The sequence below is a fragment of the Bifidobacterium mongoliense DSM 21395 genome, from assembly GCF_000741285.1.
Lineage (GTDB): Bacteria > Actinomycetota > Actinomycetes > Actinomycetales > Bifidobacteriaceae > Bifidobacterium > Bifidobacterium mongoliense.
On record NZ_JGZE01000002.1, the window covers coordinates 108,099 to 133,945 of the forward strand.

Consider the following 25,847-nt stretch of genomic DNA (forward strand, 5'->3'; position numbering starts at 1 on the left):
CGGCGCCCGCGCGTCGTGTTCACCGTTCGACCTCCATGGCGACCGCCTGGCCGCCCCCGATGCACAACGCGGCCACGCCGCGGTGACTGTCGGTACGCCGCATGACGTGCAGCAGCGTCGTGAGAATCCTGGTCCCGGAGGAGCCTAGGGCATGCCCTAGGGCCAGGGCCCCGCCCGAGACGTTGTACCGCTCCTCGTCGATGCCCAGTTCCTGACGCACCACCAACGCCTGGCTGGCGAACGCCTCGTTGACCTCGAAGAGATCCACGTCCGACACCTGCTGGCCAAGGCGTTCCAACAGCCGGCGTATGGCCAACACCGGGGTGTACCCCATAAGGCCCGGGCGGTACCCGGTTTCGGCGTACCCGCTGATACGGGCGAGTGGCTCCAGACCCAACCGCGTGGACTCGGCGAGCGTGGTGACCAGCACCATGCTGGCGCCGTCACTCAACGGCGAAGCGTTGCCGGCGGTCACCAGGCCACCCTCACCGAACGCCGGCGGCAGCGCACCCAAGGCCTCCAGGCTAGAATCCGAGCGCATGACCTCGTCGTAGTCGAGCCCGTTGATCGGCACGATCTCCTCGTCGAACCAGCCGTGGCGCCGGGCCGCAGCGGCCTTGCGTTGCGAATCCAGCGCGTAGCGGTCCAGGCGGATGCGATCAAGATGAAAAAGTCGGTTGAGGTTCTCGGCGGTCACCCCCATCGCGTAATCGCCGAACGCGTCGTTGAGCCCGTCGTTGGTCAAGGTGTCGCGCCAGTGCGCGGTGTCGAAGTCGTGTTTGCCACGTCGCGCCGCGAACGCCGGTGCTCCGGACATGCTTTCCACACCTCCGGCCAGGGCCACACGGGCGTCGCCCATGAGCACGGCCGTCTGGGCCAACCGCACGGCTTTAAGTCCCGACCCGCAGACCTGGTTGACCGTCATGGCGGTGCCTTCGATCGGCAATCCCGCATCGATCTGGACCTGTCGGGCGACATTCTGCCCCAGACCGGTCGACAGTACGTTGCCCAGGATCACCTGGTCCACCGCACCTCGGTCGACGCCCGTACGCTGCAACGCCTCCTGAACCAGTGCGGATGCCAAAGCAACCGCATCGAGCGAGGCCAGACTCCCCCGGAACCTGCCGGTGGGGCTGCGATACGCGGCGGCGATGACGATTCCCTGATCATGCAATGTGTGATCGTACGATGACGAGGCCATGGCACCTTCCTGATCGGCGGATGATATTCCGCGCATACGCAGGATACCCGCATGGAGCCGTCGGCATCAGCCCCGACCGATGGGTTCGCCCCATTTCTTCACCAGAAGGTTCCGGCTACCGCTCCCGTGAGGCACTGGAAGCCGCGACCGCAGCCAAGGCCCTCGGGGAGGCGAATCCGCGACGTGCGAATTCATCCGCGATGGCCTGCGCGACGGTCTGGCTCCGGCCGCGATCGACCAGGGCGATGATGGACCCGCCGAAACCACCGCCGGTCATGCGGGCACCATAGGCACCGTGCTCACGGGCCACGGCGACGGCCACGTCCAGCTCGGGCACGGTCACCTCGTAGTCCTTGGCCAGCGATTCATGGGAGGCGTTGAACAACGCCCCCGCCTTCGTGATGTCGCCTTCGCCGAACGCCGCGACGAATTCACGAACGCGGCCGATCTCGGTGATGACGTGCCGTACGCGACGACGCATGACCTCCTTGGGCAGCTTCCCCAGCACATCGGCGAGCGCCTGCTCGGGATCCGCCGCATGTTCCACCGCTTCGGCGCTGACGCGCAGATTGGCCACGCCGAGCAGTTCAGCGGCACGGTCGCACATGCTGCGCCGTTCGGCGTACTGCCCGTCGTTGAGCTGATGGGGCGCGCGGGTGTCGACGACCAGGAGTTCGAGGCCGTGGGCGGCGAGATCGAACGGCTGCTGCGACACACTCTGCACCGCATTGAGTTCAGGTCGGCAGTCGAGGAGCAGGGCGTGCCCCGGAGTGCATCGCATCGAAGCGTTCTGGTCCAGGCCGCCCGTGGAGGCACCGGCCATATTGTTCTCGGCGCTGATGGCGGCTTTGATGAGGGTTACACGTCCCTCGTCGCTCGAACCGTAGCCGAGGCCGGCGAGATCGTCGAGGGCCACCGCCGTGGAGCACGTCATGGCGGCCGAGGAGCTCAGCCCGGAACCCAGCGGCACGCACGAAACGAATGCCGCATCGAATCCGGTCACACCGGCAAACCCGGCCTCCCGCAGCGCCCAGGCCACGCCGACCGGATACGCCGACCATCCCTGCACGCCACCGGCTGCCAGTCCGTCCAGACTGTTGCTGCTGACGGACTGCGGGGCGACGTCGGAGACCAGTCTGACCGTATCGTCGTGACGGGGCTTCACCGCGATGAACGTGCGGTGCGGCAATGCGATGGGCAGGCACAGGCCGGCGTTGTAATCGGTGTGCTCGCCGATGAGGTTCACGCGCCCGGGCGCCGACCAGACGCCGGACGGCTCCTCGCCGTAGGTGTCGGCGAACAGCCTCTGTACACGGCAGACGCCTTCGTTGCTGCTCAGCGGCTCGATGAATTCGACGGGATCGCCGGCATGGGATTGCGCGGCGTCGGCTGCGGAGCCGTTGGCGCCGTTCATGGTGGTATCGGTCATGATGATCCTTCCCTAAGGGCGATTCAGTCGCGCGCTGCGTCGAGGTCGATGGCGCCGAGCTCATGGAATCGCTGTGCGATGAGCTCCGGGGTGGTGTCGGAGATCCAGGCGGCCATGCCCGATTCCGATCCGGCGAGATACTTGATCTTGTTCGCGGCCCTTCTGAAGGAGAAGAACTGGAGGTTGAGCCGGTAGTTCTCACGACGCTTGTCGTGGATCGGGGCCTGGTGCCACGCGGCGATATACGGCAGATCCATGCCCTTGCCGTCACCGGTGTCGAAGAAGGCGTTGCCGCGGCGCAGCAGCGTGGAGTACATCTGGGCGAGGTCCCAACGCTCCTGATCGTCGAGTTCGTCCAGGGTCAGCACGTCGCGCACGGGCGCCACATGGACCTCGAGGGGCCAGCGTGCGGCCGCCGGTACGTAGGCGACCCAGCTGTGGTTACGCATGACGATGCGCTCGCCCGCGTTGATCTCGGAATCCATGATGTCCTTGAGCAGGTTGCCGCCGGTGCGCTCGTGGTAAGCCTCGGTGTGCCGCAGCTCGCTCTCCATGCGCGGGGCGATGAAGGGATAGCAGTAGACCTGCCCGTGCGGGTGCGCCAGGGAGACGCCGATCTCGCGACCGTGGTTCTCGAAGGGGAAGATCTGCTCGATGCCGTCGAGATGTGAGATCTCGGCGGTGCGGAAGGCCCACGCCTCGACGACGGTGCGCAGACGGGAGACAGGCAGGTCAGCAGGCAACCCGTGCTCATCGGGGTCGAAGCAGATGACCTCGCAGCGACCGGCCGCGAGCTTCTGCTCCCACAAGGGGTTGCCGTCGACACCGGAGACCGCGGCGGAGACGCCGGGCACCTGGACCATCGAAGGGAAGCGGTTCTCGAAGATGACGACGTTGTAATCGGTGTCCGGCACCTCGCCGTCCTGATACGCGTCGCCGGGCTTGCGCGCGGCCAGAGGGTTGCCGCTCGCCGTGGCGCCGGCGCCGGCGGTGATGGGCCGGTTCATGCGTGCGGTCGCCATGGGGATCCAGTCGCCCGTCAGCGGGTCGCGGCGCATGTGCGGCGCGGCGTAGGGGACCTCGTGACCGTCGGCGTCGAGGTGCGGGGCGAAGCGCGGGGCGAGACGGCGGGGATCATGCAGTTCGCGGGTCTTCTCACCGCTCACATACACGGGGTCGTCGTCGAGATAGAAGAATTCGCGACCATCGGCCAGCGTGGTCGGCGTGATGCGGATGTGCTGTTGGGCGTAGCGGTCTGGTTGATAATACTGAAATGACGACATGGTCATTCACCTTCCTGCATCTGGTTGTTGCGGTGGGCCAGCACCAACTGCTGGACCAGGTCGCGGGTTCTTGCGGTCGAATCGGGGTCGAGCCCATCATCGGTGATCACGGTGTCCACCTGCTCGAAACGGGCGAACAGGGAAAGCGACGTGGAACTCCACTTCGTGTGATCGGTGAGGATGACCGTGCGATCGGCGATGTCCATCATCGCCATGTCGGTCGCCGCCTCCAAGGAGTTGGGCATGAGAAAACCCCTCGGTATGGACACGGAATGCGTGCCCAAGAACACGGTGTTAACCCGCAACGATTCGATGACCTTGTCGGCGATGGGTCCCACGAGGGAATTCGAGCGGGTGATGACGCCACCGGTGACGATCACCTCGACATCCTTGGATTCGAGGGCCTGCACGAGTTCGGCCACGGGAATCGAGTTGGTAAGTATGGTGATACCCGCGGAATGCTGTGACTCGAGCAGGTGCTGGGCGAAGACGTAGGCGGTGGTGCCGCCACCGATGGCGATCACATCGCCCGGCGCCACGTATTTCACCGCCTCGCGCGCGATGGAGTCCTTGAGGCCGATGTCCATCTGCGATTTGACGGAGAACAGGGGTTCACTCAGCAACGTGCTGGTACTCACGGCCCCGCCGTGCACGCGCTTGAGCAGGCCCTTGTCGGCGAGTTCCGCGATGTCCCGCCGTATGGTCATGGCCGAGACCTCGAGCTCCTTCGACAGGGCGGTGATGCGCACAGCCCCCCGGGTACGCAACCGGCTGAGAATCAAATGTTGACGCTGTGACGATATCATTCGAACATTATCGCACATGTTCGCGCAAAAGGCAAACAACCAGAGGGTGACAGCTCGGCAGAGCCCCAGGCTGCGCCGCTAACGATGCAACAGCCTGTCCAGACCCCATCCGGACACCGCCAGCATGGCCTCGGCCACGATGCCCATGGTCATTTTAGACGTTCCGCGCACCCGGTCGGGAAAGACGATCGGCACTTCAACGATGACCCCGCCCGCCCGCGCCACCCGGCGGGTCATGTCGATCTGAAAGACATATCCGTTGGCCCGGATGCCCCCGAGATCAATCCGACGCAGCATCTGCGCACGGTAGGCGCGGAATCCGGCGGTCATGTCGCGCACCGGCAGACCGAGCATGGCGCGCGCGTACCACGAGCCGCCGGTCGACACCATGTTGCGCCACCGGGACCAGCCCTGTGTGCTGCCGCCCGCCACCCGCCTGGAACCGATCACCAGATCCGGAGCGTCGTCATCGCGCAGACGGCACAGCATCGCGGCCAGATCGCATCCCCGATGCGAACCATCCATGTCCATCTCGCAGACCACCGCGTACCCGGCCTCCAGGGCCCATCGAAATCCGGCGACATAGGCCGGCCCGAGTCCCAATTTGTCCTCGCGGTGCAACACATGGATCCTCCGGTCGGCATGGGCGAGCGCCTCGGCGAGTTCCCCCGTACCATCCGGAGACGCATCGTCGACCACGAGCACCTCGACCCCGGGGTTGTGATCGAACACGTCGCGCAAGGTCATGCCTAAGTTCTCGCGTTCATTGTAGGTCGGCATCACCACACAGGTCAACGCCGCCCCACCGATAGGCGACGCCTCACTCATCGGCCTGACCGAGCGGGCGGGTATCCCGGCACGGCGATCGGGCACGGAGGTCCTCTGCATGTCATCCACGTCCCCAGCTTAGGCACAATCCCCCAGTAGTGGCACAATGGTGTCATGAGCTATGTTGCAAACAGTTTCTGGCACGATGCGGTCAACAAAGCCGCCACTGACCTCATGACCTTCGGATACAAACACGTTATCAAACCCCACGCTGTGTTCAACCACACCCCCGATGTCGCCCACGATCAGATGATCGCCTTCTGCAACGCAACCAAACGCGTCGCCCCGCTGATGTGGCTGCTGCGTGAGACCCTCGACTACACGGACCCCGTCCTCGAGACGGAGGTCATGGGACTGCCGTTCGCCAATCCCTTCGGCCTGTCCGCAGGCCTCGATAAGAACTGCGACATGCCGGTGCTGCTCGACAACGCGGGCTTCGGTTTCGAGACCGTCGGCTCGACCACCTCTCGTCCATGCGCGGGTAACGAACACCCCTGGTTCCACCGGCTGCCCGAGTACGATTCCATGCTGGTCCACGTCGGTCTGGCCAACGACGGCAGCGAAACCGTGACTCGCAGCGTCGAGGAGGCGTGGCGCCGCACGAGGACGATGCAGATGTCCATCTCGATCGCACGCACGAACGACGAGCAGACCGGCGACATCGCCGAAGGCATCGACGACTACCGTATCTCGATGGAACGGGCCGCAGGCCGCAGTTCGATCATCGAAGTGAACGTCTCCTGCCCGAATACCAAGGTCGGCGAGCCGTTCACCCGTCCCAGGGAGCTTGACCAACTGTTCGACACGCTCGATCAGGTCGACCGCCCGCAGCCCATACTGGTGAAAATGCCTTTCGACCTGCCGTGGGAGCGTTTCCGCGAACTGCTCGAAGTGCTCGCCGATCATCGAGTCGACGGCGTCACCATCGCCAACCTGCGCAAGAATCGCAGCGGCATGGAGATTCCGGCGGATTGGCGCGGAGGCCTGTCTGGCGGCCCCACCTACGCACGCGGCAACGAACTCATCCGCCGCACCTACCGTGAATTCGGCGACAGACTCGTCATAGCCGGCGTCGGCGGCGTGTTCACCCCGGAGCAGGCGTACGCGAAGATCCGCTCCGGCTCGAGCCTGGTCATGTTCATCTCATCGCTCATGTACCGCGGCCCGCAACAGATCAGCGTGCTCAAGCGCGGTCTGGCAGCCCTGTTGCGTGCCGACGGCTTTGAGCACGTCGACGAGGCCGTCGGCATCGATGCCTGAACGGCGACCGCCGCGGGCTCAGTCCCGCCAGGTACCGCGCAGGTAGGGTCTCTGATACGGTATCGAGTCCCGCGGCACACCGAGCTTATGCGCGGCACGCAACGGCCAGTACGGGTCGCGCAGAGCGGCACGGCCGATCTCCACGGCATCGGCCCGGCCCTCGTCGATGATGCGCTCGGCCTGCTTCGGCTTGGTGATGAGCCCGACCGCCGTCACCGGCATGCCGGTACGATGGCGAATGTAGCGCGAGAACGGCACCTGGTATCCGGGCTCGACGGGTATCGACACCCCATCGACGATGCCGCCGGACGAGACGTCAATGAGATCGACGCCGTGACCGCGTAGTTCGTTCGCGGTGTTGACACTGTCCTCGACGCCCCACCCATGCTTGGCCCAGTCGGTGGCTGATATACGGACGGTCAACGGCATGTTCTCCGGCATGACGCCGCGCACCGCAGCGACGACCTCAAGCAGGAGGCGCATGCGATTGGCGAGCGATCCGCCGTATTCATCGGTGCGCTGATTGACCAACGGATCGAGGAATTCCGACAGCAGATAGCCATGTGCCGCATGGATCTGAATCATCTGGAAGCCGACCAACACGGCACGCACCGCGGCTTCGCGGAACCGGTCCACGATGCCGTGGATCTCGTCGACGCCGAGTTCGCGGGGCAGGGCATAATCGCCGAAGGCGACGGCGCTCGGCCCTACGACGGGCCAGCCCCCATCGTCGCCCGGGACGGTGCCGGGACCGTGACCGCAATCGGGGGCATAACTCGAGGCCTTACGCCCGGCATGATTGAGCTGCACGCCGAATGCGGCACCCGTGCCGCGTACACCATCGACGATCCAACGCCAGGCGTTCATCTGATCATCGTTCCACAGTCCCAGATCCTCGGGGGATATGCGTCCGTCGGGCGTCACGGCCGTGGACTCGGCGATAACCATGCCGAAGCCACCCATGGCCCGGGAGACATAGTGCTGATAGTGGAACGGCGTCGGTTTGCCGTCGCGGGCGTCGACGGCATACATGCACATCGGCGGCATCCAGACGCGATTACGCATCCGCAGACCGCGTAGCACCATCGGTTCGAACAGACCGCGAGAAATCTGCCCCTGTTCCTGCTCCGGCGTCATACCGCTCATCGTTGTCATATTCGTTTCCATGTTCGCTGCCATCTTCTTCCCGCCCCGCCAATGATGCAGGGCATACAAGCTTGTTCATCACCGGAGGCGCGTCGGTCGTGCAGCCATGCCACCGACCACCCGGACGATCGCCCCCCGGAAGGAACGCGGCATGCGACTAATGCCTGTCCCCGTCCCCACCGGTGTCAGTGTTGCCCCCAGTATTCGTGTTCCCTCCGTTGTTCGTGTTTCCACCGGTATTCGCGTTGCGATCGGAGTCCCGACTCGGCGCCGCGGCGCTCGACGATGGCGTCGTCAGATATTTGGCCTCCGGATTGCCATAGTTGTTGTCCTGAGGAATCTTCGCCGTATCCAGATACGTGTTCATGAAATCCTTCCAGGCGGGTGTGGCGATGAACATGCCGTACCAGGAAGCCATGAACTTGCCGTTGATGGTCATGTTGTTGAAACTCTTCGGCGATTCGGCGTTACCGACGGCCACGAAGGAGGCGACCTGGGGTACGAAACCACCGGTGAGCATCGACGTGTCCTCGTTGGTGCCGGTCTTGGCGAAGGTCTTGCGGTTGTCGTTCAGCTGGGTCGTCTCGGCCTCACCGCCCTTGGTGACGACGCCCTGGTTCATCGCATACGCGACGGTCTGGGCGATGCCGGGTTCGATGGCCTGGTGGCAATTCGCGCTCGGTGTCTTGATCTCCTTGCCGTATGCGGTGACGACTTTCTTCAGCGCGATTGGTGTGCATTCCACGCCGTTGGCGGCGATCGTGGCGAAGACGTTCGCCATGGTCAGCGGCGCGGCCTGCACCGCACCGATCGTCATGGGCGCATTGAGTGAATTGGCGGAAAAGACATCCTCGCTGCCTCCGGGGAATTATGATACCCCATGGCCTTGGCCGCATCGGCGATCGCGCACAGTTTGATCTGCTGCATCATCGACGCCTGGGTCGTGTTGTGCGAACGCACAAGACCCTGCAACGGTGTCTCGGGGTTCGTGGTGCCGCCACCGGAGTTCTGCACGGACCAGGTGCCGATCCCCTGGAAGCGGTCGCAACTGAAGTCGGCGTTGTTGTATCGGGTCGCCGTGCGCAGCGGCGTATTGATCGATTTGCCGGCCATCATCCATGCGGCCAGATTGATCGGTTTCCACGTGGAACCGACCTGGAAGCCCCAGCCGCCGCCGTCCTTCTGATCGACCGCGTAATTGATGGCGGTGTGGGTCGGGTTGGTCTTGGCTTCGTCGGTGGCGTCGTAGACGCGGTTGCTGCCGAACCCGAGGACCTCGCCGGTGCCGGGCCGGATGGCGGCGATCGAGACCTCGAAGCCACTCGGGTCGTCGACCGGTATCGTGTCGCGCGCGGCCTTCATGGCGGCGGCGTTCGCATTCACATCCATGGTGGTGTAGATGTCGAGCCCACCCTCGTTGAGCAGCTTGTTGCGCGCGTCCTGCGTGGCGCCGAACTCCTTGGAGTTGAGGATCTGGTTGGTGACGTAGTTGCAGAAGAAGGCGTTGTCGCCGGCGCCCTGGCATCCGATGTTCGACGCCGCGTCCTGGAGATTGAGGGTGTCCTTGAGCGGCGTCTTCACCGCGTCCTCATAGGTCTTCTCGTCCTTGATGAACCCCTCCTGGCGCATGAGGTCGAGCACGATGTTGCGCTGCCGTTCGGACTCCTTCTGGTTCGCCTCGACGGAGGGATCGTAGGCGGCGGGGTTTTTGGTGATGGCGGCGATGGTGGCGGCCTGCACGATGTTCAGATCCTTGGCGGACACGTTGAAGTAGCGGCGCGCGGCGGTTTCGACGCCATAGAGATTATTGGTCCCGAACTGGGCGATGTTGAGATAGCCCTGCAGGATCTCGAGCTTGGAGTACTTCTTCTCCATCTGGACGGCGATGAGCATCTCGCGCAGCTTACGTGCGATGGTCTCCTCCGACGCGTGGTATTCGCCGATGGGGTCGTCCTTCTCGTGGGCCTGGGTGAGCAGAACGTTCTTGACGTACTGCTGCGTGAGCGAGGAGCCACCCTGCGTGTCGCCCTTCTTCACGAAGGTCTGGACGAAAGCGCGCAACACGCCTTGGACGTCGACGCCGGAATGCTCGAAGAACCGGCGGTCCTCACGGGCCACAACGGCCTGCTGCATCGGCTGGGAGATGTCCTTGAGCGGCACGACCGTGCGGTTCTGCGCGTAGAACGAGGCGATGATGGTCTTACCATCGGATGCGAACAGCCGTGACTTCTGGGGCAGGGATGTCACATTGAAATCGATGCCCTCCACCTTGAGCGATGGTACGATCGCGCGGGCCAGGCCGTTGGCTCCGAGGACGGCCGGGGCCAGGAACACGCTGGCGACCACGCCACCGGAGATGCACAGCATGGCGTAGGCCAGGAGAAGCGCGAGCACACGCCGGACTGTCAAGGTTTTCTTCTTGGGCATACGCCCATTCTAAGTGAGCGTCTCTACCTGATCACCGCGGGTCGACCGACCTGGGTGCAGAGGCTTCACGATTGGCCTCGGATGCGACGGCGTCACCTCGCCGGACTATGAGCGCGCATGGAGCCGCCCGATGTTCGACACCCCCTTGCCACGCCCGACCCGCGATGCGCGAGTACGTGGATTCAGCGTCTCGAACGACGGATGAGCATGCCGGGTTGGTAGATGATGATGGACCGCCCCTCCCGGGCGATCCACCCACGGTTCGAGAAGTCCATGAGCGCCTTGTTCACCGTCTCCCGCGAGGAGCCGACCAGCTGGGCGAGTTCCTCCTGCGTCAAGTCGTGCGGGACCTTGAGCCCGGCCTCGACCGGTTCGCCGAACCGCGAACCCAGATCGAGCAGCGTCTTGGCGAGCCGCGCGGGCACGTCCATGAATACCAGGTCGGAGATGCGCTCGTTGTTGGCGCGCATACGGTTGGCCAGCACCTGCAGCATGTCGACCGCCACCTGCGGGTATTCCTCAAGCCACGAGAACAGGGCGTCATGCTCGAGCCACACAACCACGGTGTGGTTCTTCATGGCCACGGCTGAAGCCGTGCGGGGGCCGCCGTTGGGATCGAAGACGGGTATCTCGCCGAGGACCTCGCCGTACGAATGGATGCTCAGCAGCTGTACACGATCGTCGCTCGAGGAATGCACGAGCTTGACACGGCCGGACTCAAGCAGGAACATGCGCTGGTCCCTGCCGCCCTCACGGAAGATGAAATCGTTCTTATCGAAGATCGCACGTCGCAAGGCCGGCAGCAGCTCGTTCGCCTGATCCGGCGATACCTGCTTGAACAACGCCGTGCGCAACAGGATGTTGCCGCTTTCGGAAATCTCATTGGGCTTACCCACGCCGTATTGCCTCCATGCCTTCGAATCTACTTCGACTCGGCACCATTGTATCCCCACGATGTGGCGGCCTCGATCAGGTGCCGCACCAGTGTTTCACGGCTCATGCCGGTCTGCGAGCGCAAGGGGTCCACCCGCTTGACCGCCGAGCGCACCGCCTTGTCCGACATCTTCTCCCGGGACACCCTGAGCACCCGCGCCATCTTCTCCGCGTCGATGTCGTAGGCGAGGGTGACATGATGCAGCACCGCACCGGGCCGACCGTCGCGCCCCGGGAACCTGCGCTGTGCCGCACCGCCGATCTTGCCGTGCCGGGAGGCGATGTCGTTGAGTCCGGAGAAACGCACATCCATGCCCAAAGCCCCGAGCGCGTCCACCAGCCACTGATCGCACAACCGGTAGGAACGGGCGATGTCGACGCCCTGCACGAACCCCATGGGGACATACAACGAGTAGGTGATGGTATTGCCGGGCTCCACGAACATCGCACCGCCGCCGGTGCAGCGTCGCACCATCTCGATGCCCTCGGCCCGGGCGGTGGCGACATCGACCTCATCGGGCAGCGACTGGAACCGGCCGATGATCACGGCAGGGACGCTCCACTCCCAGATCCGCAAAGTGGGTCGTTCGAGCCCCGCCGCGAGACGCCGGGCGAAATCCTCGTCGTAGCGCATCTGGTCCCTGGGTGTACGCGGACGGTCGCGGACCACGTCGATATGCGACGCACGCCACCGATTGATCGCCATCCGGCGTAGTGCGTGGTCGTCGACATCGACACCGACACCGGAAGGAACCGCCACGGGACGAGCCGTGCCCGCGTCGGAGCCGTCCGGCTCCCGTCCAACCACATGGGACGCGCTGCAGGCACGGGCGAAGGCGATGTCGAAGGCGCTGGGAGCCGCCCCGATCACATGGATCCGCGGATGCCGCGACAGCACCACGGCCGCACTGCTCCCCTGGGCCAGACCCCGCCCGAGTTCGCTCATGACGGCAGCGGCATCGACATCGGCGGCACCTGATTCATCGACGAAGAAATCCCCGTCCACATGGCAGTCGATCACGCGTCCATCGGTGGTGACATCGACGTTCACGCCGACGAGTTTGCCTCCGGGAGTCTTGTATTCACCCCGTGCCAATCCGTCGGACCTCAGTCCTTGAGCTCGATACCCCTGGCGTCCTTATGCCACGCAGAGCCGTAGTTGGAGCTCAAAATCAGCACGCCTTCGATGAGTCCCCAGACCGTGGCCACGACGGGGCCGAGCCCGAAGACGATCCAACCGACGCAGGTGAGGACGAGCTGCCATACGGCCTTGGTCGTGTTGCCCAGGTAGAAATTATGCACGCCGAGCGATCCGAGGAAGATGCCGAGCAGGCCGGCCACGATTTTCTCGCGCGGCTGGTATCCATAGGGCAGCTGCTGATAACCGCCGTTATACCCCGGAGCATACTGGCCATATTGACCGGATGCTCCCGCGGGACCACCCTGATACTGCTGGCCATACTGTTGCTGGCCGTATTGTGGCTGGCCGTACCCGGGCTGACCGTATTGCTGCTGGCCATATTGCTGCTGACCGTATGCAGGCTGGCCATAGGGGTCGGACTGGGTGGGCTGACCGGGCTGATTGTACTGGCCCTGCTCGGCCTGGGTGTACTGCCCTTGCGGATACTGGGTATATCCATCGGACTGACCCGGCTGACCTGGCTGGCTGGTCTGCCCGGCCCGGCCTGACTGGGCATACGCATCCTGGCCATACGCCTGCTGGGGCTGAGCCTGCCCCTGGTTCTGATCGGCCGGAGCGGGATTCACCGCAGCGTTGCCTTCCGGGCCATGGTATTCAGGCCCACGAGGCTCTTCGCCGCCTGTGGCTCCATCCTGCGCGTGTGTGCTGTCGTTATCGTTCATAAGCCACAACAGTAGCCCACGCACGCACCGTATTTCTTACGGCTGCCTGAATATTGGCTGACAGCCGCACACGCCCGTCTACAGGCGCGCCAGGATGTCCCGTCCAATCTCCTCGGTGCCCCGGGAACGTGAACCGGATTGCTCGATATCGGCCTCCACCGCGGCGTCGATCCGGTCGGCGGGCTCGTCAAGACCAAGATGGCGCAGAAGCATGGCCGCCGACAGCACCGAGGCCGTTGGATTGGCGATGCCCTGGCCGGCGATATCGGGGGCCGAACCATGAATCGGTTCGAACATGGAGGGATGTTCGCCGCTGGCGTTGATGCAGCCGGACGCCGAATACCCCACGCCGCCCACGACTTCGCCCGCCTCGTCGGTGAGGATGTCGCCGAAGAGGTTGTCGGTCAGGATCACGTCGAACCGCGAGGGGTTCGAGACCATGAAGATGGTGGCGGCGTCGATGTGCAGGTAGTCGTGCGTGACGGCCGGATACTCCTCGCCGACCCGGTCGACGATGCGCTGCCACATGTCTCCGGCGTTGACGAGTACGTTCTTCTTGTGCACGAGGGTGATATGGCGGCTGCGGCGCATCGCCAGATCGAAGGCGTAGCGCACCACGCGCTCCACACCGTAGGCGGTGTTGACGGAGACCTCCGTGGCGACTTCCTGCGCAGTACCGCGCCTGACCGCGCCGCCCACGCCGCAATACAGCCCTTCGGTGCCTTCGCGGACCACCACGAAGTCGATATCGCCCGGCTCGCGCAACGGGGAGACGACGCCACGGTACAGCTTCGAGGGCCGCAGATTCACATACTGATCGAGGCTGAAACGCAGCTTGAGCAGCAGCCCACGCTCCAACACGCCGGCCTTGACGCGGGGATCGCCGATGGCGCCGAGCAGGATGGCGTCGGCCTGATCGATGCGCGCAAGTTCGTCGTCGGGCAGGATGGCGCCATCGCGCAAATACCGCTCGGCCCCCAGATCGAATTGCTCGCAACGGAACTGCGCCACACCATCGCAGGCCTTGCGTAGGGCCGCCAAAGCGACCGGAGTGACTTCTTTGCCGATGCCGTCGCCCGGGACCACGGCGAGGGTGTACGTATGCATAGTGGACATAGCCGCGACCCTACGCGCCGCGCGCCGGGCGACCGGCGGAGTGTTTCACCTAGCGGACATGGCGGTGGACACGATTGCGGACTTTCCCGTCATCGACTCCCATGACATGCAGGCACCAGGCGTTTTCGTAGGAGACCTCCTCCCACTGCCGGTAGCGACCCGAGGTGCCGCCATGCCCGGCCTCGGTCTCGATCTTGGCCACGGCGTCGACACCCGCCGACTGCAGGCGCGCGATCCACTTGAGCGGTTCGACGTAGAGCACTCTGGTGTCGTTCATGGAGGTCGTGGCGAAGATCTTCGGGAAATGCGCGACCGGATGGGCTGCGGACGGCGCGTTCTCGTAGGGGCTGTAGGACCGCATGTACCGATAGACCCGCTCGTCGTGCAGGGGATCACCCCACTCGTCCCATTCGGTGATGGTCAGGGGCAGGGAGGGGTCGAGAATCGAGGTCAGAGCGTCCACGAATGGCACGTCCGCCTCGATGCCGGCATAGCGCTCCGGCGCCATGTTCGCCACGGCCCCCATGAGCAATCCTCCCGCGGAACCGCCGTTCGCCACGGTTCTGGAGACATCGGCGTACCCGGCGTCCTGCAGCGCGATCGTGACATCGACGAAATCCTCGAAGGAGTGGCGTTTGGCCAGCCGCCGCCCCTGCTCGTACCAGACCCGACCCATCTCTCCGCCGCCGCGGATGTGCGCCACGACGTAGAGCACTCCGCGATCGAGCATGCTGACGCGCGCCGGAGAGAAACCGGGATCGGAGCTGATCTCATAGGCGCCGTACCCGGTGATGAACATCGGCGCGCCGCCGTTCGAGCCGTCTGAACCGTTCAAGCCGCCCGAACCATCAGCGCCGTCCCGGCGATCCTCGATACCAGCCGAAGCGCGCGCCGCACGCACGTCGAGTTCGGCGGGGAGTCCCGACACCCAGGGCAGCGCGTCACGCCGCCACACCAGCGACACCGGTATGCGTTCGCCGTCGCGGGCGGCGACCCAGACCCGACGCTCGTCGTACTCGTCCATATCGTATCCGCCCAACACCCGTGCCCGTTTGAGCAGGCGATCGACCCCCGTCGCCGCATCCAACTCCCGCAGCTCGCCGGGATGCGTGTAGCTGGTGAAGGAATATCGCAGCCGGGGCGCCTCGTAGCTGGGGTTGCCGCCCGAGCCGATGGCGTACAACCGATGGTCCACGCCCCGCAGCGCCGTGGGAGGGACGACCTCCCGGAACCCCCAGGGACGACGTGCCTTGAAATCATGGGCCGCCTGGCCCGCCGTCATGACCGCGAGATGCGGCAGCCCCTCGGCCCGGTACATGAGGACGGCGAAATGCCGATAGCAAGCCATGCCCTCGATGCCTAGACCCCGAGCGCCGCGCAGCACCGTCGGATTGTCGGGATTCTCGTCCGGCAGGCTCACCGGTAGCTTGGACGAACCCGGCTGCACCAAATCACCGGCCTCGCAGCCGTTGGGGGACCCCTGTGCGACCACGACGCCCTCACCGAGACGATAGGGTGCTTGGTGCTCCTGCATGTCGATGACGTCGATCTCGAAATTCGGATTGCGGGCGTTGTGGTACACGACTGCGATAGGCAGATCGGCGCCCCGCTCCCCCGCTCCCTCAAACCGGGTGAAGCTCACATCGTATTCCACATTCTCCTGGCGTTCGATGAACGGGTGGAACGTGCCCTCGGGAGTCTCCAGCGGCAGAAGCAGCACCTCGCTGGAGGTCTTGGAAGAGGTGCTGATGACCACCTGACGCTCATCAAAACTCAGGCCGACACCGACCCAGAACCGCTCATCGGATTCATGGAAAACCTCGACATCGTTGCCCGCCACATCGCCGACGCGATGACGGACCACGGCATACGGCCTCCAAGCATCATCAAGCCGCACATAGAATACCCACCGGCCATCCGGTGTCAGGCACGCGCTCGATATGCCGTCGATCCGATCGGACAGTTGCTTCCCGGTTGACAGGTCGCGAATGCGGTAATCGTAGCGTTCGTTGCCCGTGGTATCCACCCCGAACAGCATCCATCGGCCGTCACGGCTCAGATCGAGCCCGCCGAGGCGGAAGAAGCCATATCCTTCGGCTTCGGCGTTGGCATCGAAGACGATCTCCTCGCCGGGCATGCTGCCCGGTTCATCGTGCGCGTCGACTTGGGGCGGATCCCAATTGTCGGCGTCACGTACGGGCAGTCGGCACTGCACCCCGTACTGCCGGCCCTCCCGAGTGCGGGCGAAATACCAGTAGCCGTCCATGCGCGTCGGCACGGACATATCGGTCTCCTGGATGCGCGATTTGAGTTCGTCGAACAGTGTGCGCCGCAGCGTCGCCAACGGGGCCATGCGTCGCTCGCAGAACGCGTTCTGCGCTGCGACGAAGGCCTGCAGATCGGGGGACTGCTTGTCGCGCATCCATTCGTAGGGATCCGGGACGTCATCACCGTGCGTCAGCCGGTGGTGGTCGACCTGTTTCGCCTGTGGGGGTATCGCCGACCGCCCATCCTTCTCACCCGGCATATCTTCTTCCGTCATCGTCCCGTTCGTCTTGTGCAGTGCACCGCCATCAATCATGCACGCGATTATACGACCGGAGGCGCCGTTCGCCTCGGGCGGATGGCTGGCCGCCGGGTCCTGCACACCACGCCAAGCACCGACGCGCCATGACCGCACGGCGCGACAACGAGATGACTGCGTTGGCCCATCAGTGGGGCAGCTTGAGGAAGGGCATCATCGTCTTCATGAGATTTGCGCCCGTCGCGCCGGTGAACACCGGGGCATCGGTGATGGGCATGGGGTGGACCGTCGTGCGGCCGGCCAACGAAGCCAGCGGCGAGAACTCACGCGGGCTCAGCTGGCGCAGCCCGATGGCCAGGACGCGCCCGGGATGGCGGTGCGCGATGGTCGCATAGGTGATGGGGTCCTTCTGACCATCGTCACCGATGAGAATGAACTTCATGTTAGGGAAGTCGTTCATCAGCTGCTCCGCGAACTCGAGCTTGTGCTGCACCCCGGACGGCACGAAGGTCTTGGGCCGGGGGTCGAGGTCGCGCAGCAACAAGGGTCCTTCCGGGAACCCCTGGTCGTCGATGAACGTGCGGATGGTGCGCTCCACGTTCCACGGGGACGTCGACAGATAGAAGAACGGGGCATTGGGGAATTGGTCGGCGATGCGGTTGAAGAAGACGCCCATGCCCGGCACGGACGCCCGTTTCTTGGGGTTGAGCAGCAGCAGGTTGTAAGCGGCCTTCACCATGGACGGCGCGTTGGTGACCATGATGGTGTCATCCACGTCCGATATGACGCCGACCGGAGTACCCGGGGCGATGACGAACAGCTCGGCATGGACCGGATGGCGTCCCTCGACGACGTATGACACGGTATGCACACCGGGCTCGAGGCGACGCTCGGCAACCAGATCGAGGTATCCCGAGCTGTCGGATATGGCGTAGTCGCCGCTGCGATCCCGGACCCGATCGACCTTGTCGTAGATCTCGGAAGATCCGACCTGCACGGTCTCGATCGGCACATCGTCGATGGCGATGCGGACATGGATGCCCCCGGCCGGGACGGCCAGCATCGCACGCAGGCCACGCATGAGCGTGCCCGATCGGCTGTGCCCCGGGGCGAAGGTGGTGCGGCAGATGAGCCGCGCATAGTCATCGGTGCCGTAGCACACGTAGGGCTCGACCTTCGGGTACCAATGCAGGCGCCGACCCAATGCCCTGGAGAACCGCGCCCACAGGCCGAAGCCGTCGATCACCAGACGCCGGGCCACCCGTATCGCAAACGGCTTGTTCTCCATACGCTCGGGGGCGCTGGCGCTGTCGACGGTCGATACGACACGTCGGGCAGGAATCGGCACGGTGGCCATATCGTCCGCCTCGGCGCCGTCATGATCGTGCACCTCACCGACGCGGCGGGATCGAACCCCACCATGGCCGGTGTGCGGCGCGGGGTTCGATCGCGATGTCTGGTTCGGAGTCAAGACCATACGGCTACTCGATCTTCCGCAACAATCCGCGGTACTGCTCGGCGTCGAGCAGATCGGGCTCATCATCGTCCAACGTGATCTTGAGCATCCATCCCTCACCGTACGGATCGGTCGTGACGACCGAGGGGTCATCGCTGACATCGCGGTTCACATAGGCGATGGTGCCCGCCACGGGGCACACGAGCGGCTGGACGGCCTTGGAGGATTCGAGCTCGATGATCTCATCGCCCGCCTCCACCCGTTCGCCGACCTCCGGCAGATCGACGTAGACGAGCTCGCCCATCTGGTCGACGGCGTATTCGGTGATGCCGATCATCGCGGGGTCCAGGGAATCGTCGACCCACACATGGTCGTCGGAGTAGCGCAGCTGCTCGGGTACCTCGAGATCCGCCGCGGGATTGTCGGATTGTTCGTTCATGCCACCAGATTATCGTCCCCGCGTTACAACCACGGGGCCGGGTTCAGCCGCGCACCGGGCCGGAAGGCTGGTTGCCGACGACGTTCACGAGCGTGCCCTCGGGGCAGTTGTCGTAGATCCACTGCGCGTCCTGCTCGTACATGTTGATGCAACCGTGCGAACCGTTGTCGGAGGGATCGCCCTTGGCGATGCCGGGGTAGTTCCAATTCGCGGTGTGGAATCCTTCACCGCCGTTGTAGTAGCTCACCCAATGCACGTCCTTGGACAGGTACGGTGTGCCGTCGTTGTTCAGACCGCGCATATCCTGCGTCCGGTAGCGCAGATAGATCGTGAACGTGCCCGAATCCGACTCGTCCCCGCCGGACCGGCCCGTGCACACGAGGAAGGTCTTGACAAGATTGTCGCCGTCGTAGACGGAGGCCACCTGCTTGGTCTTGTCGACGACGATGTGGTATTTGGAGACCGTCTGCTTGACGTCATGCGCCTGAACGTCGGCGTCGACTTTGAGCGCGCCACCCTGGCCTCCGGCGAGAGCCTGGTAGATCGGCCCGGAGACGGCGGAGAGATTCTTGACCGTGACGCCATCGACGCCCGGCACCTTGGTCATGAGCAATTTGCCATGGGAATCGACGATATCCTGCTGGCTGACCATCTTGCGGTTGAGCTCTTTCGGCAGATCATTGGCGACATAGTCGGCGATGGCCTGGCGATCGTACTGCAGGGAGATCTGCCCTTTCGCCGGGTCTCCGGCAGGGGTGATCCACGAAGCGAGGGTCTGCGCCGGGATGGTGAAGGATTGCCGCTCACCGGCCGTCAGCGTGATCGGCGCGGACAGGCGGGCGTTCGCCTGATCGGCCGCATCGGTGGCGCTCTGCATCGAGATCGGCATGTCCACGCTGCGGTACCCGACCTTCACGCTCGCCGGGGTTCCCGGCTGGGCGATCATGCGATCGACGGCGGCGTTGACCGGTTCGGGTTCGGGGACGCTGCCGCCCTTGCCTTCGGTCGCGGCGAACCTATGGGTGTCGTTGTTGTACGCGATGCTCGAGGGAACCGCACGATCGCCGGGGGTCACGAAGGACGTGGTGACGAATTCGCCGGCGGTCAGCTTGTTGTCAGCCGCGCTCAGCGGCACCGTGGCCCGGCGGAACGGGTTGAGTCGTTGGAACGGATCGGTCCCCTTGGCTCCGATCAGCGCATGGACGGTGGCATCGGCATCGACCTTGGTGCCGAGGTCCTGTAAGGAGGCCTTAACGGTGTGGCCCTGACCGTCCGAAACCGTGATCGTCGAACGCTGCACCACACCATTGACGATCGCCTTGACCTGGCCGGCATCCTTGCCGACGACGGACACATCGGCGAAGGAGACCCCCGGTGCGACCCTGTCCTGGAAGTAGGCGCGCGCCGCGAAGAAGGAGCCTACCAACAATACGATCAGCACCGCAAGGGTACTCAGCAGTACGATCCACAGCGTCTTATGGCCATGGCGGGTCTGATGATTCACCACAGCATGCTCGGGAAAGTCTTCTTCCCCTCCCATATCGGTCCACGCCAAAGACGACAGGCCGGCGACCCCTTGGGCCGTATGCTCGCCCAGCGGAGGCATCGATATGGTGCGCTCCCCGATCTGCTCCGGAACGATGCCGTCACCACCGCGACGCCGAGCGTCAAATCCTTCGTTCCCGGCCCCCTGGCCGAACGCGTTAGCAGTGCTGTTCACATCGCTTCCTTTCCCCACCGTATGCTGAGCAGAGTCTATGCCCGGCATGTGACCATTTCGCTTCTCGGCTTATCGTGTCACGGACCTTACCGATACCAAGGCCACACGGCAACGACCCTATTCAGACCCGTCGCACCAATGCAACCAGGGCCCGGGCCACCGTTCGAGGATGCTCGACCGCGCTGAAATGGCCGCAATCCTCGATCTGCGAGAAGGCGACCTGCGTACCGGTCATCCTATCGGCCATCGCCTGCATAACCTTCGGCGGACTCGAGGGGTCCAGTGTTCCGCACACGACGGCGGTGGGCACAGTGACGAGCGGTAATTGGTCATTGAGGTCGGGGCGTCCCGCGGCCATACGTTGCCGCCAGGCGATGCCCTCCGGTCGCTGGCTACGAATCCATCCGGTGAACAACCGCACGCATGCCGGGGAACGTTTGACCGTGGAGTCGCCGTCCCGGGGCACCGCGAAATGCATGACCGGCTCCACCGTGTCGCCGCGCTCGCACGCCTCGGCGACGGACAACCGCCTGGCCCGCCCCTGCACACCGTCGTCACCGGCCTTGGTGTCGCAGATACCCAGCCCTGCGACCGCTTCCGGGTGGCGCTTGTGGATGTCGAAGACCACATAGCCACCCATGGACAGACCGACCCAGATGGCGCGGTCGTACCCGGCGGCACGCATCATGTCGACATAGGCATCGGCAAGCATGTCCAACGCCTGCGGATACGCCCCGTCGTCATCAGCCGGCCCGCTGTCGCCGGCATCGGGAATGGGGGCGATGCCGGCGCCCGGCATGTCCGGGGCCCAGATCGGGAAGGGCGACAGACCCTCCTGCTCCGCGATTGCTACGATGTCGCGGACGCACTCATCCCACATCCGGTGATCCACCGGGAAGGCATGCACCAGGATCAGCGGGACACCCTCCCCCTCGCGATAGACGGTATTCGTCACACTCAGTGCCATATCACATATCCTCTCGTTCTCTCATGCCCCGTACGCCGAAGCCCCGGCACCCGGGATTCCTTGATGCGAATGCGCTGCCTGCCCCAGGGTCCTCTGGGTCACAGGCAGGCCCAGGCGATGGCCTTGCGTACGATCTCTCCCTGCCCGTTGGCCATCTGATCGATGAAGGCGTGCATGCGCAGACTGTCGGGGCTGCACCACTCCACATCCAACGTCTCGTCCTGGGGCTTGCAGTCCCCCAACACGGGAACCAGATAACACAGTGCGATCGCATGCTGTCTGGGGTCGAAATAGGGCGATACGCCCGGTGTGGGGAAGAACTCGGCGACGGTAAACGGCGTCAGACCGGCGGGCAGCACCGGAATCGCGATCTCGCCCAGATCCTTGGCGATGTTTCTGGCGATCGCCTCACGCAGGGTCTCGTGGTAGAGCACACGGCCTGCGATGATCGTGCGTTCTACCGAACCGTCGTCGTCCATATGCAGCAGCGAACCGATCTGGACGACCCGCCCCAGCTCGTCGGTGTGAGCCGGCACGACCTGGACGTACGGGATCGGCATCTCCTGACGCAACCGGTCGATGCTGGCGCTGGGCAACCATCCGGGCGGATTGCCATGGCCGGAACCCGCGACGAAATCCTCCGGCGTGATGCCGTCGAATTCGCCACGCCGGCGATGAGCGTCGAAATCGCCGTCGTCGGGCACTTCATCATTCATGACTTGCATACCGCCCATTATCGTCCGAAACCAGACCACTCGACAAGCGGGTTCACGAAACCCGACCGACCGGCACCCGCACCGTGGGCCTTCGTCCCCTCCACGCTTCGCCTGAAAGCATAGCCGCGGTGTGTTGTTGTGTGGTGCTGGAATGATGGGAAACACTGTTGTTGAGTACATTTTGCAGGAGGATGATATGGCGACCACAACGTTGAACGCACAAAATTTCGAGCGGACCATCAAGGACAACGAACTGGTGTTCGTTGATTTCTGGGCGACCTGGTGCGGGCCGTGCAAGGCGTTCGGACCGATCTACGACAAGGCGAGCGAGAAGAACAGCGACATCGTCTTCGGCAAGGTCGACATCGATCAGAACCAGGAGCTGGCCAGCGCCGCCGACATCAAGGCCGTACCGACGCTCATGGTCGCCAAGCAGGGGCAGATCATCTTCAAGCAGGCTGGAGCCCTGCGCGCCTCCGACCTTGACGACGTCATCGATCAGGCCCGCAAGCTGGACATGGCGAAGGCGAAGGCCGCCTCCGAGGATGCCGCGAAGTAACTGAGCCCGCATCCACAGCGATTACCGGCGCGGGGCCGTGCACAGCGATGCACTGCCCCGCGCCGTTCTCGTTATACCTGTGCACGGCAGGATCACACCGTGGTGCGCACCCCCAGAAGCCCCAGGCCGGTCAACAGATTCCCGCCGACGGATGACGGCCCGAATACGATGATTTCCCCGCCCCGATATACACTGTTGGATAGTGCGTGACACAGGATGCCGCCTTTGGGGAATACGGAACAGTAGCACAGGGGCTTCGTCACCGGGTACGCGCGGTATTATTCGTCGAGTCAAGGAGCGGTATGGCCAACCATCGCAGGGAAGTGCCCACGCTGAAATCACTGAGCAAACGCCAGTGGATGAAGATCGTATCGGCATTTGTTGCCTTGGGTATGCTGTCCGGCGCCGGACTGGCTTCGCGCCATTTCTATGAGTCCCAGCGTCCGATCTCCCAAGTCACCACCTATTCCGCCACCGACTCCAATGCGTTGGCCGTATCCCGTGGCACCGATCGTGAGGATTTGCGCGGCATGAGCGCGGACACGTCGTATGTGCGTGTCACGATCAATGGCCGTTCCCGCATGGTGCTCGGCACGGATTTCACCGACGTCAAATCGGTGCTTGAGGCCGGTGACATCACCTTGGAGCCCAATGACACTGTCAGTCCATCGCTGTCCACGAAGGTGAACGAATCGACCGTCATCAGCATCAGCCGCGCTGGCGCGGATCTCGAGACGTCGGATGCCGACATCGCTTTCAACACCGTACGCAAGGAGACCGCGGATCTGCCCAAGGGCCAGGAGAAGGTCGAGACCGAAGGCAAGGCCGGCGTCATGGAGACCACGAGCCTGGTCACCAAGGTCGGCGGCAAAATCGTATCGTCCAATATCTTCGCCTCCTATGTCAAGACGGCACCGGTCGACAAGGTCATCCTGGTCGGCACCGGATCGACGGCACCGGCTCCCAGCACCTCCGCGGGTTCCTCGAACAGCGGTTCGGGCAACATCGGCACGACCACCCCGGTGGGCGAGATGCAACAGTGGGCACATGACACCCTGCTGTCGAGCGGCCACAGCGAAGCTGACTTCACCGCCACGGTCTACATCATCAGCCACGAATCCGGTTGGCGGGTCAACGCCATGAACCCCTCAGGCGCCTACGGCCTGCCGCAGTCACTCCCGGGCTCGAAGATGTCAACGGCCGGCGCTGACTGGCAGACCAATTACCAGACCCAGCTCAAGTGGTTCTGGGGCTACTGCAACAGCCGCTACGGCTCGATTCAAGGCGCCTACGCATACTGGCAGACGCATCATAATTACTGATCGATCATTACTCTTCTCAACCATTGAGGGCGTTGAACATGGAATCATGTTCAACGCCCTCAATGGTTGTATATCCGAGGAAATATCTCTATCCGAATAGGTCACATCGTTTGACGGTCCAGACTCATCCCCAAAGGTTCTGGAGTAACGAGAACGAGTAGCGTGAATCTGATACGCGCCAACACCCAAACAGCCCCAGATGGAGCACGAAACACTCGGCACAACCATCATCACGGTGCCCCAGGCGACTTGTAATATGCAGGATCCCCGGACTCACCGAGTCATGCCGGAGCACGTCCCATTTATCATGGAGAACCGCCATGCAGAAAGACAGAACGGATTACTGTACCCCGTCGCCGGCCCCACTGCCCTGGGACCCAGGAGAATCCTGAGGTGAGAGACCCTGATCAGGTGGTGGCTCTTTATTATCACCATCACCACCGCTATCTTTGGCATCCTCATCAGATTTTGTAGTGTCCCTGGTCGGCGTTCTCGGTGCCGGAACGGAGGGCGATGCAGGTGCCGCAGGCGCGACTGGCACAACGGGGGCAGCGTTCTGAGACGCACTCTGTCGCGCTGCATAGGCGCTCATGGATTGATTGACAGCCACCTGCGCGGTATCAAGATCATTCTTGACTTTATGCAGGGTATCCAAGTAGGCGTTGTCGTTCGCAACAGCCTGACGCGCCGCAGACACAGCAGTCTCCAAAGTAACCCTGGTCGCATTCTCATCGACCTGATTCTGACTGGAATTGAGCAATGTCACCGCCTGGGCGATCGACGCATTCACCTCTTGGCGGGCGGACGTTATCTCACTGTCCCGCTGCGCTTTGCTCGCCCGAACATCTGCGGCGGCCTTCGTGACTGCGGTCACCGAGGACCGAATATTCACCACTGCAGAGCGTGCATCACGTGCGCGCTTATCCAATACTCCAGCACTCGAGGATTCATCACACCTGCGTTGTGTTGCAGACAGCCGCTGCGCACGAGCGTTTGCTATCGTCTTCGACAGCGTGTCGATGGTGGAGCCATCATGCACCTGGGCGGCCTTCAAGGATTGCTGTGCTTTGACATTATCCAGCGCTGTCCGCAACGAGGCATCAGCAGTGGTATACGACCTCACCGCCGCAGTACATGTGACCACCGCTTGGCGATGTGCATCGGCCATGCCATGACGTTTGACCAGCCAAGTGGCGACGGCAGCTATGAGCGCCACACATACCGCCATAAGGATGATAACGGCCAGAATACGGCGTCTCTGCAACCCTTGAGGTGGTAGTGCTGCCGCATCGGCATCACGGAATTGCGGCGGCACGCCGGCACCGGGGGTCTGTGCGCCGGCCATTCGCACAATATCGGAGAACTCATCGTTCTCCGAAGAGATATGGTTCCCCGGATTGGCATGTCCGTCCTGAGCATCCCAAGGATTCAACTGGGCATCATCAGGATTCAGTGCATGAAGACCGCTGCCCAGAACCAGAGTGCGTTCACCCTCCGCATCGCCGGAACCAGCAGACGAACCAGCAGATTCACCCCGTTGCTCGGAACCGGTCTGTTCACCGGTCTGAGGTACTCCGATGAACCCGTTGCCTGCGTGCTGAGATGATGCTACACGCGGTTTCGGGGCGAACTCGGCATCACCAGATGTACCATGATCCCCCATATCCAAGTCATGCGGAAACGTGATCATGGGAATATCCCAATCGGTGTCCACAACATCGTGGTCAAGCCAAGGTACATGATCCACTGCCTCGGGCTCAGGTGTCACGGAACGTTGCGAACCTTGCCCTTCGGCGATAGGAAACGAGAGGTCCACTGATGGATCCTGCTGCCGCTCATCGGTCATAGCCCG

At 63.6% G+C, this 25,847-nt stretch carries 20 protein-coding genes and 1 pseudogene; 3 read left to right on the forward strand and 18 right to left on the reverse strand.

The genetic code is table 11. From position 1 onward, the window contains the following. Nucleotides 1–19 precede the first annotated feature (19 nt). The 5 genes from BMON_RS01740 to BMON_RS01760 form a co-directional block, all read right to left on the reverse strand. Complete coding sequence (locus BMON_RS01740; RefSeq protein ID WP_081882763.1) at nt 20–1,237, reverse strand: thiolase family protein; 1,218 nt, start codon at nt 1,235–1,237, stop codon at nt 20–22. 79 nt (nt 1,238–1,316) lie between these two features. Continuing rightward, the gene (gene galK / locus BMON_RS01745) at nt 1,317–2,615 is read right to left on the reverse strand and encodes a galactokinase (protein ID WP_051917793.1); all 1,299 of its coding nucleotides are present in this window, start codon (nt 2,613–2,615) and stop codon (nt 1,317–1,319) included. A gap of 38 nt (nt 2,616–2,653) precedes the next feature. Continuing rightward, nucleotides 2,654–3,913: a galactose-1-phosphate uridylyltransferase gene (galT, locus tag BMON_RS01750; RefSeq protein ID WP_033512347.1), complete on the reverse strand. Its 1,260-nt coding sequence runs from the start codon at nt 3,911–3,913 to the stop codon at nt 2,654–2,656. A gap of 2 nt (nt 3,914–3,915) precedes the next feature. After that, on the reverse strand, nt 3,916–4,719 hold the full coding sequence (locus tag BMON_RS01755; protein ID WP_033512346.1) for a DeoR/GlpR family DNA-binding transcription regulator: 804 nt from the start codon (nt 4,717–4,719) through the stop codon (nt 3,916–3,918). Nucleotides 4,720–4,797: 78 nt separating this feature from the next. Then, nucleotides 4,798–5,547, reverse strand: a complete 750-nt coding sequence (locus tag BMON_RS01760; RefSeq protein WP_033512452.1) for a polyprenol monophosphomannose synthase — start codon at nt 5,545–5,547, stop codon at nt 4,798–4,800. A 114-nt stretch (nt 5,548–5,661) separates the two neighbouring features. On the opposite strand from BMON_RS01760, the gene BMON_RS01765 reads away from it, so the two are divergent. Beyond that, entirely contained in the window at nt 5,662–6,807 is a 1,146-nt protein-coding gene (locus tag BMON_RS01765; protein ID WP_033512345.1) for a quinone-dependent dihydroorotate dehydrogenase, read from the forward strand. An 18-nt stretch (nt 6,808–6,825) separates the two neighbouring features. Here the strand turns inward: BMON_RS01765 and BMON_RS01770 are convergent, their stop codons facing one another. From BMON_RS01770 to BMON_RS01825, 12 genes and pseudogenes are all read right to left on the reverse strand, one after another. After that, nucleotides 6,826–7,953: an NADH:flavin oxidoreductase/NADH oxidase gene (locus BMON_RS01770; RefSeq protein WP_420307386.1), complete on the reverse strand. Its 1,128-nt coding sequence runs from the start codon at nt 7,951–7,953 to the stop codon at nt 6,826–6,828. A gap of 157 nt (nt 7,954–8,110) precedes the next feature. Next, a pseudogene (locus BMON_RS01775) lies at nt 8,111–10,380 on the reverse strand (transglycosylase domain-containing protein). A 182-nt stretch (nt 10,381–10,562) separates the two neighbouring features. Beyond that, nucleotides 10,563–11,276 carry a Crp/Fnr family transcriptional regulator gene (locus BMON_RS01780; protein ID WP_033512342.1) on the reverse strand — a complete coding sequence of 238 codons (714 nt, stop codon included), beginning with the start codon at nt 11,274–11,276 and terminating at the stop codon, nt 10,563–10,565. Between the two features lie 26 nt (nt 11,277–11,302). Further along, complete coding sequence (locus BMON_RS01785; RefSeq protein ID WP_033512341.1) at nt 11,303–12,409, reverse strand: lipoate--protein ligase family protein; 1,107 nt, start codon at nt 12,407–12,409, stop codon at nt 11,303–11,305. Between the two features lie 11 nt (nt 12,410–12,420). After that, nucleotides 12,421–13,176: a TM2 domain-containing protein gene (locus BMON_RS01790; protein WP_081882764.1), complete on the reverse strand. Its 756-nt coding sequence runs from the start codon at nt 13,174–13,176 to the stop codon at nt 12,421–12,423. Nucleotides 13,177–13,254: 78 nt separating this feature from the next. After that, nucleotides 13,255–14,292, reverse strand: coding sequence for a 3-isopropylmalate dehydrogenase (locus tag BMON_RS01795; RefSeq protein ID WP_033512340.1), 1,038 nt, complete (start codon nt 14,290–14,292; stop codon nt 13,255–13,257). A 49-nt stretch (nt 14,293–14,341) separates the two neighbouring features. Continuing rightward, on the reverse strand, nt 14,342–16,819 hold the full coding sequence (locus BMON_RS01800; RefSeq protein WP_152595746.1) for a S9 family peptidase: 2,478 nt from the start codon (nt 16,817–16,819) through the stop codon (nt 14,342–14,344). A 184-nt stretch (nt 16,820–17,003) separates the two neighbouring features. Then, nucleotides 17,004–18,173: an App1 family protein gene (locus tag BMON_RS01805; RefSeq protein ID WP_051917796.1), complete on the reverse strand. Its 1,170-nt coding sequence runs from the start codon at nt 18,171–18,173 to the stop codon at nt 17,004–17,006. 124 nt (nt 18,174–18,297) lie between these two features. After that, nucleotides 18,298–18,711, reverse strand: coding sequence for a glycine cleavage system protein GcvH (gene gcvH, locus BMON_RS01810; protein ID WP_033512339.1), 414 nt, complete (start codon nt 18,709–18,711; stop codon nt 18,298–18,300). Nucleotides 18,712–18,754: 43 nt separating this feature from the next. Next, nucleotides 18,755–20,431 carry a L,D-transpeptidase gene (locus BMON_RS01815; protein WP_051917757.1) on the reverse strand — a complete coding sequence of 559 codons (1,677 nt, stop codon included), beginning with the start codon at nt 20,429–20,431 and terminating at the stop codon, nt 18,755–18,757. 121 nt (nt 20,432–20,552) lie between these two features. Beyond that, nucleotides 20,553–21,398: an alpha/beta fold hydrolase gene (locus tag BMON_RS01820; protein ID WP_033512338.1), complete on the reverse strand. Its 846-nt coding sequence runs from the start codon at nt 21,396–21,398 to the stop codon at nt 20,553–20,555. A gap of 98 nt (nt 21,399–21,496) precedes the next feature. After that, on the reverse strand, nt 21,497–22,123 hold the full coding sequence (locus tag BMON_RS01825) for a DUF4916 domain-containing protein (protein ID WP_123644275.1): 627 nt from the start codon (nt 22,121–22,123) through the stop codon (nt 21,497–21,499). A 187-nt stretch (nt 22,124–22,310) separates the two neighbouring features. Here BMON_RS01825 and trxA point away from each other — a divergent pair, with 187 nt between their 5' ends. After that, nucleotides 22,311–22,673 carry a thioredoxin gene (trxA, locus tag BMON_RS01830; protein WP_033512336.1) on the forward strand — a complete coding sequence of 121 codons (363 nt, stop codon included), beginning with the start codon at nt 22,311–22,313 and terminating at the stop codon, nt 22,671–22,673. Nucleotides 22,674–22,975: 302 nt separating this feature from the next. Further along, on the forward strand, nt 22,976–23,995 hold the full coding sequence (locus BMON_RS01835; protein WP_033512335.1) for an aggregation-promoting factor C-terminal-like domain-containing protein: 1,020 nt from the start codon (nt 22,976–22,978) through the stop codon (nt 23,993–23,995). Between the two features lie 340 nt (nt 23,996–24,335). Here the strand turns inward: BMON_RS01835 and BMON_RS01840 are convergent, their stop codons facing one another. After that, nucleotides 24,336–25,841 (reverse strand): hypothetical protein, encoded by a 1,506-nt coding sequence (locus BMON_RS01840; RefSeq protein WP_152595745.1) that lies wholly within the window; start codon nt 25,839–25,841, stop codon nt 24,336–24,338. Between the last annotated feature and the right edge of the window lie 6 nt (nt 25,842–25,847).

Bases quoted from the DNA above. Each gene is read 5' to 3' on its own strand.
- galT (WP_033512347.1), bottom strand. From the start codon at position 3,913: ATGTCGTCATTTCAGTATTATCAACCAGACCGCTACGCCCAACAGCAC.
- BMON_RS01800 (WP_152595746.1), bottom strand. From the start codon at position 16,819: ATGCCGGGTGAGAAGGATGGGCGGTCGGCGATACCCCCACAGGCGAAA.
- BMON_RS01765 (WP_033512345.1), top strand. From the start codon at position 5,662: ATGAGCTATGTTGCAAACAGTTTCTGGCACGATGCGGTCAACAAAGCC.
- galK (WP_051917793.1), bottom strand. From the start codon at position 2,615: ATGAACGGCGCCAACGGCTCCGCAGCCGACGCCGCGCAATCCCATGCC.
- BMON_RS01760 (WP_033512452.1), bottom strand. From the start codon at position 5,547: ATGAGTGAGGCGTCGCCTATCGGTGGGGCGGCGTTGACCTGTGTGGTG.
- BMON_RS01755 (WP_033512346.1), bottom strand. From the start codon at position 4,719: ATGATATCGTCACAGCGTCAACATTTGATTCTCAGCCGGTTGCGTACC.
- BMON_RS01795 (WP_033512340.1), bottom strand. From the start codon at position 14,292: ATGTCCACTATGCATACGTACACCCTCGCCGTGGTCCCGGGCGACGGC.
- BMON_RS01770 (WP_420307386.1), bottom strand. From the start codon at position 7,953: ATGAGCGGTATGACGCCGGAGCAGGAACAGGGGCAGATTTCTCGCGGT.
- BMON_RS01835 (WP_033512335.1), top strand. From the start codon at position 22,976: ATGGCCAACCATCGCAGGGAAGTGCCCACGCTGAAATCACTGAGCAAA.
- BMON_RS01825 (WP_123644275.1), bottom strand. From the start codon at position 22,123: ATGCAAGTCATGAATGATGAAGTGCCCGACGACGGCGATTTCGACGCT.
- trxA (WP_033512336.1), top strand. From the start codon at position 22,311: ATGGCGACCACAACGTTGAACGCACAAAATTTCGAGCGGACCATCAAG.
- BMON_RS01805 (WP_051917796.1), bottom strand. From the start codon at position 18,173: ATGGCCACCGTGCCGATTCCTGCCCGACGTGTCGTATCGACCGTCGAC.
- BMON_RS01740 (WP_081882763.1), bottom strand. From the start codon at position 1,237: ATGCGCGGAATATCATCCGCCGATCAGGAAGGTGCCATGGCCTCGTCA.
- gcvH (WP_033512339.1), bottom strand. From the start codon at position 18,711: ATGAACGAACAATCCGACAATCCCGCGGCGGATCTCGAGGTACCCGAG.
- BMON_RS01790 (WP_081882764.1), bottom strand. From the start codon at position 13,176: ATGAACGATAACGACAGCACACACGCGCAGGATGGAGCCACAGGCGGC.
- BMON_RS01840 (WP_152595745.1), bottom strand. From the start codon at position 25,841: ATGACCGATGAGCGGCAGCAGGATCCATCAGTGGACCTCTCGTTTCCT.
- BMON_RS01820 (WP_033512338.1), bottom strand. From the start codon at position 21,398: ATGGCACTGAGTGTGACGAATACCGTCTATCGCGAGGGGGAGGGTGTC.